This window comes from Streptomyces marinisediminis (assembly GCF_026262575.1).
In the GTDB taxonomy this organism is placed as follows: Bacteria; Actinomycetota; Actinomycetes; order Streptomycetales; family Streptomycetaceae; genus Streptomyces; species Streptomyces marinisediminis.
Window position 1 is genome coordinate 1 of the sequence record NZ_JAPKFL010000111.1, and the last position, 631, is coordinate 631.

The 631-nt window shown below is 68.3% G+C and carries 1 protein-coding gene; it reads right to left on the minus strand.

Annotation, left to right across the window (positions count from 1 at the left end):
- The coding region (locus OSB71_RS24295) for an acyltransferase domain-containing protein (protein ID WP_265950954.1) at nt 1-631 on the minus strand (631 nt) is incomplete at both ends.

Sequence of the window (631 nt, forward strand, 5' to 3'; positions counted from 1 at the left end):
CGGCCAGTAGTGCTGGCGTTGGAAGGCGTAGGTGGGGAGGTCGACGGGGTGGGTGGTGGTGTGGTGGTAGGTGTGCCAGTTGACGGGGGTGCCGTGGACGTGGAGTGCGGCCAGGGCGGTGGTGAGGGCGTGGGGTTCGGGGTGGTGGTGGCGCAGGGTGGGGTGGTGGGTGGTGTGGGTGTCGGGGTCGGTGGCTTCCTGGGCGAGTGCGGTGAGGGTGCCGCCGGGTCCGAGTTCGAGGTGGGTGGTGACGCCGTGGGTTTCCAGGGTTCGTAGGCCGTCGTGGAAGCGGACGGTCTGGCGGACGTGGCGTACCCAGTAGTCGGCGGTGGTCAGTTCCTGGTCGGCGGGTTTGCCGGTGAGGTTGGAGACGAGGGGGATGCGCGGGGCGTGGTAGGTCAGGCTTTCGGCGACCGCGCGGAAGTCTTCCAGCATGGGGTCCATGTGGGGGGAGTGGAAGGCGTGGCTGACGTTGAGCCGTTTGGTCTTGTCGAACCGTGCGGCGATCTCCGCCACGGCGTCCTCATCACCGGAGATGACGACGGAGGTGGGTCCGTTGACGGCGGCGAGGGACACGCGGTCGGTCAGGTGCGGGGTGATCTCGTCTTCGGTGGTCTGTACGGCGATCATC